The organism is Luteitalea sp., from assembly GCF_044337415.1.
Lineage (GTDB): Bacteria > Acidobacteriota > Vicinamibacteria > Vicinamibacterales > Vicinamibacteraceae > Luteitalea.
In genome coordinates, this window is sequence record NZ_JBIINP010000180.1 from 1 (window position 1) to 7,908 (window position 7,908).

At 71.8% G+C, this 7,908-nt stretch carries 9 protein-coding genes; 4 read left to right on the forward strand and 5 right to left on the reverse strand.

What is annotated here, in order from left to right; genetic code table 11:
• Nucleotides 1-150: 150 nt before the first annotated feature.
• Both ACIRDX_RS18230 and ACIRDX_RS18235 read left to right on the forward strand, forming a co-directional pair.
• Entirely contained in the window at nt 151-618 is a 468-nt protein-coding gene (locus ACIRDX_RS18230; protein ID WP_396626863.1) for a hypothetical protein, read from the forward strand.
• On the forward strand, nt 615-896 hold the full coding sequence (locus ACIRDX_RS18235) for a hypothetical protein (protein ID WP_396626864.1): 282 nt from the start codon (nt 615-617) through the stop codon (nt 894-896). Before ACIRDX_RS18230 ends, ACIRDX_RS18235 begins: the two co-directional genes overlap by 4 nt.
• On the opposite strand, the gene ACIRDX_RS18240 is transcribed toward ACIRDX_RS18235, so the two are convergent.
• The 5 genes from ACIRDX_RS18240 to ACIRDX_RS18260 all read right to left on the reverse strand — a co-directional run bounded on the left by ACIRDX_RS18240 (nt 862) and on the right by ACIRDX_RS18260 (nt 6,303).
• Nucleotides 862-3,342 carry an ATP-binding protein gene (locus tag ACIRDX_RS18240; RefSeq protein ID WP_396626865.1) on the reverse strand — a complete coding sequence of 827 codons (2,481 nt, stop codon included), beginning with the start codon at nt 3,340-3,342 and terminating at the stop codon, nt 862-864. The two genes, ACIRDX_RS18235 and ACIRDX_RS18240, sit on opposite strands and share 35 nt — an antisense overlap.
• 39 nt (nt 3,343-3,381) lie before the next feature.
• Nucleotides 3,382-3,663 carry a hypothetical protein gene (locus ACIRDX_RS18245; protein WP_396626866.1) on the reverse strand — a complete coding sequence of 94 codons (282 nt, stop codon included), beginning with the start codon at nt 3,661-3,663 and terminating at the stop codon, nt 3,382-3,384.
• A 93-nt stretch (nt 3,664-3,756) separates the two neighbouring features.
• A complete protein-coding gene (locus tag ACIRDX_RS18250; RefSeq protein ID WP_396626867.1) occupies nt 3,757-5,355 on the reverse strand; it encodes an ABC-F family ATP-binding cassette domain-containing protein in 1,599 nt (532 codons plus the stop codon).
• 85 nt (nt 5,356-5,440) lie between these two features.
• Nucleotides 5,441-5,704, reverse strand: coding sequence for an anti-sigma factor family protein (locus ACIRDX_RS18255; protein WP_396626868.1), 264 nt, complete (start codon nt 5,702-5,704; stop codon nt 5,441-5,443).
• Nucleotides 5,701-6,303, reverse strand: a complete 603-nt coding sequence (locus ACIRDX_RS18260) for an RNA polymerase sigma factor (protein WP_396626869.1) — start codon at nt 6,301-6,303, stop codon at nt 5,701-5,703. The genes ACIRDX_RS18255 and ACIRDX_RS18260 overlap by 4 nt, the downstream gene beginning before the upstream one ends.
• A gap of 34 nt (nt 6,304-6,337) precedes the next feature.
• On the opposite strand from ACIRDX_RS18260, the gene ACIRDX_RS18265 reads away from it, so the two are divergent.
• A complete protein-coding gene (locus ACIRDX_RS18265) occupies nt 6,338-7,645 on the forward strand; it encodes a TolC family protein (RefSeq protein WP_396626870.1) in 1,308 nt (435 codons plus the stop codon).
• A gap of 6 nt (nt 7,646-7,651) precedes the next feature.
• Nucleotides 7,652-7,908 (forward strand): hypothetical protein (locus tag ACIRDX_RS18270; protein ID WP_396626871.1); only part of this gene is annotated, 257 nt, incomplete at its 3' end.

Here is a 7,908-nt window from a genome sequence, read left to right on the forward strand (position 1 = left end):
CCGGTCTCGAGGACATGATGGTCACGCGCAAGGGCAGCCGCCTGTCGGTGCAACCAGTCACGCAGGCCGAGTACGACATCGTGGTGCGACTGGGCACCCGGCGCCCGTGACCCGGCGGGCCCTCCACCTTCCTGGGACCCATCCATGGCCGTGACGGACATCCTTCTTGCGGAACTGCAGGCGGGGGGCCCAAGGATGGCCGGCGCGCGGGTGCACCTGCGTCTCCCCGTCAGGCAAGCCGTCCTCGACGACCTGCTGGCGAGCCTGCCAGGGCTCCCCCACGGCGTCGGGGTGGCCATCGGGCCGGCCGAACAGGTGCAGGTGCGCTACGGCAGCTTCCAGGTGAACGCGACGCTGCGGGGCGAGGCGATCCTCCAGCCACGGCCGGAACTGACGATCGAACTGGCATCGCAGATGGCGGCCTGGGGGCTGAAGCGCGTCAGCCTGCCGCCATTCGTGCGCCTCGATGGCCGACTGGTTCGCATCGCGCTCGACGAAGGTCCGCTGCGCGCACTCGCGCCGGTGTGGCCGCATGTGCGTGCGCTGCGGTTCCGATCCGTGCCCGACGGGCTCGAGGTCGACGTCGAGATGCACGTCACCGACAAGGCGGAATCATGAGTGCAGACGGTCTCCAGGCCTGGGTGCAGCAGCAGGTGGCCGCGGGCCTGCCGGCGTTGGCCGGCGCGCGCGTGACCGCAACGCTGCCGCTGCAGGTCGCCCTGGTCAACGAGCTCATCGCGGAAGCACTCGCCGACGCCGGTCGTCCCTCGTCGGCGCCATCGTCCGGGGATGCCCGCCCGGACATGGCGGCGCTCCTGCGTCACGTGCGCTCGGTGCGGATCGACGCCTCGCCCGGCGTGATCACGCTGGATGTCGCGTTGGCGATAGACGAGTGATGGCGGCCAGCAGCCCGTCGCGCGTGACCGGCTTGGGCAGGTGGATCTGGAAGCCGGCCTCCAGCGCGCGGCAGCGGTCCTCGTCGCGCACCAGTGCCGTCATCGCCACGGCGGGCGTGTGGGCTTCTCGGGTCGGCAACGCACGGACCGCGCGGATGAACGCGTAGCCGTCGACGCCGGGCATGCCGATATCGGCGACCACGACGTCAGGCTGCCGTTCGCGCAGTTGCGCGAGGCCCTCCTCGGCGGAGGCGGCCGTGAAGACGTCCACACCACTGCTCCGCAGCAGCTGCGCCGCCACCTCCCGCGCGTCCGCGTCGTCGTCCACCACGAGGACGCGGAGCGCCGCGTGTGGCGCGGCTGGCGCCTGCCCGCCGCTGTCGGTGCGTGCGGCGCGGGTCGCGTCCGTGGCTGGCGACAGCGCGGGCAGGCAGACGGTGAACGTGGCACCGAGCCCCGGGCCACGGCTCTCGGCGCGCACCGTGCCGCCGTGCATCTCGACGATCTGGCGCACCAGGGCGAGGCCGATGCCGAGCCCGCCGTGTCGACGCGTCGTCGACCCGTCAGCCTGCCGGAAGCGGTCGAACACGTGCGGCAGGAAGTCGGCCGCGATGCCGGCGCCGGTGTCGCGCACGCGGAGGCACTGCTGCGTCCCCTGCGGCACGACCTCGACGCGCACGGTGCCGCCTGGTTCGGTGAACTTCACGGCGTTCACCAGCAGGTTCCAGCACACCTGCTGCAGTCGGTCGGGGTCGCCGTGCACCCGTGCCCCGGCCTCGGCGGTGCACTCGAGGAGCAGGCTCCGCGCCGCGGCGGCCGGCGTGACGGCCAGCACGGCGTCGTGTACGACCGTCGAGAGGTCCACCGGCCGCGCGTCCAGCCGCAGCTTGCCCGCACTCATCCGGCTCAAGTCGAGCAGGTCGTCGATGAGTTGCGTCTGCAGCCGGGCGTTGCGCGCAATCGTGGCCAGGCCCGACTGCAGGGCCTCGGGCGACCGCGTCCCGGTCTGGAGGATCTGCGCCCAGCCGAGGATGGCGTTGAGTGGCGTGCGCAACTCGTGCGAGACCGTGCCGAGGAACTCGTCACGCAGCAGCGTCGCCTGCTCGGCCTCCTGTCGTGCCGATCGCTCGCGCGCCAGGAGTTGCTCGCGTTCGCGCTCCACGTGCCACCTGTCGGTCACGTCCATCGTCACGCCGACCAGCCGTGTGGGGCGTCCCTCCGCGTCGAAGACCCCAGCGCACGTCTCGTCGAGGTGCACGATGCGTCCGTCGGGGCGCACGAACCGGTAGGAGAGCCGCACCGTGGGCTGGCGCAACGACATCGGCCCCGTGGTCCTGGCGACACGCACCCGGTCGTCCTCGTGGACGTGCGCGAGGTACGACTGCACGGTGCCGAGTTGTGCGTGTCCGGCCGGCAGCCCGAGGATCTCGGCGCATTCCGGCGTGCGTGTCACCGCGCCTGAGGTCAGGTCGACCTCGAAGCCGAAGGAGCGCGCGGCGGCGAGCGCGAGGTGGAGGCGTTGCTCGCGGTCGCGCAGGGCCTGCTTGCCGCGGCGTTCGTCGGCGACGACGGCCAGCACGAGGCAGGTGAAGGACGCGGCCGTCACGAACTGCTGCAGCAGCACGTAGCGGACGTCGGGTTCGAAGGCACCGCCGAGCACGCCGACGCCCATCGTGGTGCCGGCGACGCCGAACAGGGTGGCCGGCACCAGCGCCAGCGTGGCGCCACGCACGCCGAACGCCAGGCTGCTCCACAGCAACACCGGGAACACGAGCCATGTGTGGGCGAGCGCGCTCGGCGAGCCGAAGAAGACCCACCCGCTCACCAGCGTGGTGGCGGCCACGCAGGCGAGCAGGCGTGCCCAGTCCTGGACCCGGCGTGGCCACGGCTCGCCGGCTCCCCAGGCCAGGGCCAGCGATGTGACGACCAGCACGCCGCCGATGCTGCCCATCCACCAGCGCATCCAGGTCGCCGCGTACAGCCCAGGGCCGACCTCGCCCTCGATCGCCATCGCCGTCACGCCGAGGCTGGCCCCGACCGACGACGCCACGAGGCTCCCCACGCCGAGCCAGAGCACGTCGCGCAGGCGCGTCAACGCCGGGTCCGTGCGGCCCCATCGATCCATGGCCCAGGCGCCCGTATACACGGCCGCCGCGTTCGCCGCGGCGATGGCCAGCACCAGCCAGGGCGCCCGCTGGGTGCCGGCGAGCCAGAAGGCGAGCACGCGGGCGAGGAAGATGGCCGGCCAGTAACCGCGCCCGTAGAGGACGAGGGCCGCCAGCGCGGCGCCGACGCCGGGAAAGATGGGCGTGCCGGTCCGGCCATCGGAGGCCCAGAAGGTCCCGAACTGTGCCGTGAGGAAGTAGATCGTCCCGACGCTGAGGGTGATCGCCAGGCCACGCGCGCCGCGCACGGCCCAGGGGGACGTCGGTGAAGCGAGGGGCATCGGGTGGGGTGACCCACCCGATGGTAGTGCAAATCGCGATCAGCCGCGCCGGCCGCCGTTCGGGCGACTGCCGCCGCCCTGGGGCGGGCCGCCGGGCCGCTTGCCGCCGTGACCGCCGCCGCGCGGACCCATGCCACCCGGCGGCGTGCCGCCCGGAGGGGGACCGCTGGGGCGGGTGCCGCCGCCGTTCGGATTGCGCGGGCGCGTGCCGCCCTGCGCCGCCGCGCCGCGAGCGGCGCCACACAGCGTGGCCACCACGGTCGCCCCGGTGACGAGTCGCCGCAGCATGGCGCGGCGCCCCGGATTCTGGACTTCGGACATCACGTCTCCTTCAGGAAGCACTGGCGGGGGCAGCTTAGGGCACCTCGACCGCCGATGGCTGTGAAGAATTGGTGACAGTGCGAGCCCCGCCGATCAGGCGTGGGCCGCCGCGAACTCCTCGTACGTGCCCTTCCAGTCCTCGATGCCGTCGCGCGTGCACGACCACACGCGCGATCCGACCTCATCGATGAGGTCCTCGTCGTGCGTCACCAGGAACACCGTGCCCTCGTACTTCTGCAGGGCGATGTTGAGCGCGTTGATCGACTCGAGGTCCAGGTGGTTGGTCGGCTCGTCGAGCACGAGGACGTTGGGCTTCAGCAGCATCAGCCGGCAGAAGAGCAGGCGCGCCGTCTCCCCGCCCGACAGCGCTGCCGTGGGCTTGTGCCCTTCCTCGCCGCTGAACAGCATCTGGCCCAGCAGGCCGTGGATGTCCTGGCGATGCGCGTCGGGCGCGAACGAATGCAGCCACTCGACCGCCGTGGTCCCGTGCGGGATCGCGCCGGTGTGATCCTGCGAGAAGTAGCCCACCGACACCTCGTGGCCCCAGCGCACGGCGCCCTCGTCGCGCGCCGCCGGGTCGGCGTCGACCCCAGGCGCATCAGCCAGGAGCGACCGCAACAGGGTCGTCTTGCCCACGCCGTTGCGGCCGACGATGGCGATCTTCTCGCCGCGATTGACGACGGCGCTGAAGTCGCGCACCACCTCGAGGCCCTCGTAGGCCTTCGACACGCCCTTGCACTCGAGGGCGAGCTTGCCCGACGGGCGCTCGATGCGGAAGTTGATGAACGGGCGCTGGATGTTCGAGCGCGCGAGGTCGTTGGTCTGGAGCCGCTCGACCTCCTTCTTGCGCGAGGTCACCTGGCTCGATCGCGTGCCGGCCGAGAACCGCGCGATGAACTCGTTGAGCTGCGCGATCTTCTTCTCGCGCTGGGCGTTGTCGGACTCGATCCGCGAGCGGATCTGCGTCTTGGCGAGCACCATGTCGTCGTACCCGCCGGTGTACGCGATGATCGTCTCGTAGTCGATGTCGGCGATGTGCGTGCACACGGCATTGAGGAAGTGGCGATCGTGCGAAATCACGATCAGCGACCCCTCGTAGCGGACGAGGAAGTCCTTCAGCCAGTGGATCGAGTCGAGGTCGAGGTGGTTGGTGGGCTCGTCCAGCAGCAGCGCCTGCGGGTGCCCGAACAGCGCCTGCGCGAGCAGTACGCGCACCTTCTGCCCGCCCTGCAGCTCCCGCATCTTCTTCTCGTGCAAGGCGTCCGGGATGTCGAGGCCGGCCAGCAGGATCGCCGCGTCGCTCTCGGCGCTGTAGCCGTCTTCCTCGCCCACGATGCCCTCGAGCTCGCCGAGGCGCATGCCGTCCTCGTCGGTCATGTCGGCCTTGTCGTAGAGCCGATCACGCTCCTCGAGCGCCGACCACAGCCGGGCGTTGCCCATGATCACCGTGTCGACGACGCGGAACTCGTCGAAGGCGAACTGGTCCTGACGCAGCACGCCGAGCTTGTCGGGACGCACGACGGAGCCCTTCTGGGCCTGGAGCTCGCCCGTCAGCAGCTTCATGAACGTGGACTTGCCGGCGCCGTTGGGGCCGGTGAGGCCGTAGCGCCGGCCTGCCGAGAAGGTCGTGGTGACGTCGTCGAAGAGGACCTTCGACCCGTACCGCATCGAGACGCCGTGGACTGCAATCATGGGAAGCCTCGCGGCACCTGCCGCAAACCTCTCATTGTATCAGCCGGCAGCGACGGACGTAATCTCGGTCGTGCCGCCAGAGCCCTCAGCCGTCGCGGCGCAGTAGCGCCCGCACGCGGGCCAGCGCATCGGCCTGCACCTCGGACGGGAGGTCGCGGACCTCCTCGCTGCGGCACATCGCGATGGCCCGGCGGAGGCTGGCGGCCATGCGCCCACAGCATTCGCAGCCGGCCAGGTGCTCGTCGAGGGCCGCCATCTGCTCGGGGCCGAGGTCGCCTTCCAGGTAGGCCGACAGCTCCAGGAGCTGCTGCTGGCAGCGCGGCGACACGGCGCCGGGTTCAGTGCTCATGGCGTGGGCTCCAGCGCGGCACGCAGGGCCACGCGGGCCCGATGCAGGCGCTGTTTCACGTTGTCTTCCGAGATCTGCACCACCTCGGCCACCTCACGCGTCGAGAGGCCCTCGAGGTCGCGCAGCACGATCACTTCCCGCTGGGGGCCGGGAAGCGTGAGCAGGGCCTTGCGCAACTGCGCCCGCCGGTCGGACGCCTCGAGTGCCTCCTGCGGGCTCTCGCCGGTGTCGGCCGGATCGATCACGCGGGCGTCGTCGTAGGGACCGGCGTCGTCGAGCGACGCCAGGTGCGCGGGCTCGGCGACGCGCTTGCGGCGGTTGAGCAGGCACGCATTGCGGACCGTGCGATACAGCCACGCCTTGAAGGCCTGGGGGTCGCGGATGGCGCCGGCGTGCTTGTAGGTGCTCACCAGGGCCTCCTGCATGACGTCCTCGGTCTCGTTGGTGCGACCGCACACCATCACGCTGAACCGGTAGGCCGACGCCTGGGCGCGCACGAGCAGCCGCTCCATGGCGTCTGGATCGCCGTTGGCGGCATCCCGGACCAACGCGGCGTAGTCGTCGGCGGGTGTCACCTTTCCGTCAGCGGCGGTATCCATCTCCCTGATGATACGTATGTCTCCAGTTTCCGTCATGGCCGCCGGCCTCGTGGGGGCGCTGATGGCCGCGGCTCCCGCGTGGGCGCAGGCGCCCCTGACGCTGCAGGATGCCATCGCGCGCGCCCAGGCCGGCAACCCCGACGCGCGCATTGCGGCGCTCGCCGAGCAGGAGGCGGCGCACCGTGTGGACCAGGCGCGCGCCGGCTACCTGCCCCGCGTGGACGCCAGCGAGGCCTGGCAGCGGGGGAACCAACCCGTCTTCGTGTTCGGCTCCCTGCTGGCTCAGCGGCAGTTCACGGCGGCCGACTTCGCGCTCGATGCCCTGAATCACCCGGATGCCGTCGACAACTTCCGGCTGGCGCTGGGTGCTGAGCAGTCGGTGTGGGACGGCGGGGCGACGCGGGCGCGGGTCCGTGCGGCCGAGTTGGGTGTTCGACTGGCCGCTTCCGGGCGGGTCACCGCCCGGCAGGCGCTGGCCGTCGCGGCCACGCAGGCCTACGGCCAGGTGCTGCAGGCCGAGGCCTCGATGCAGGCGGCGCGGGCCGCGCTCGAGGCCGCCGACGCCGATCTGAAGCGCACCGGCGACCGTCGCGATGCGGGACTGGTGACCGACGCCGACGTGCTTGCCGTCGAGGTGCACCGGGCTGCCGTCGAAGAGGGCCGCCTCCGGGCCTCCCTCGCCGCGGACCTGGCGCGCGCCGACCTCAATCGCGTGATGGGCGAGTCGCTCGACGCGGCCTTCGTGCTGGCGCCGCTGGCCTCGTCCTCCACGGGAGCGATACCCGAGGCCGCAGCACTCGAGGACGAAGCCCTGCGTCAGCGGCCAGAACTGCAACAGGCGCGGCTGATGGTGGATCTCGCTGGGGCCCAGGTCGCCGAAGCTCGGGCGAGTTACATGCCGCAGGTGTTCGCGCAGGCCGGCTGGGAAGCCAACGGCGGCACCTGGGGCGACCGGGCTGGCAGTTGGGGCGTTGGCGCCGGCGTCCGCATCAACCTCTTCCGCGGCTTCGCCGACAAGGCGCGCATCGCCGAGGCGGCCGAGGCGGCCAAGCGCCGCGACGTGGAGCGCGAGCGGGCCGAGGCCGGTGTGCGCCTCGACGTCCGCTCGGCCGCCGCGCGACTCACGAGCGCGCGGGCCCGTGAAGCCCTGGCGACGACCGTCGTCGCGCAGGCCACGGAGCGGCAGCGCATCGTGCGCGACCGCTACGAACAGGGACTGGCCGACGTGACCGCCCTCCTCCGCGCCGCCGAGTCGGTGGTGCAGGCCCATGAACAGCAGTTGCGCGCCAGGGTCGACGTGACGGTGGAATCGGCCGCCCTCGATCGCGCGCTCGGACGATAGGACTCCATGGACAACTCGACTTACGCAGAACGGGTGCCGGGTACGGGGTACCGGGTACACAGGCATCATCGCGGTGCTCGCCTCAGCCAACGCGGGCGTCGGCTCGGCGTCGGCCTCTTGCTGTCGAGTGCCGCCATCCTGACCGCCGGGTGCGGCGGGGCGGAGCACACGGCCGAGCCGGTGACGAAGAAGGAGCCCGTGTCGGTGGCGACCGTCACCGTGGCGAAGGCGCCGCACGCGGCGCTCGTCGAGGCGGGCGGGCT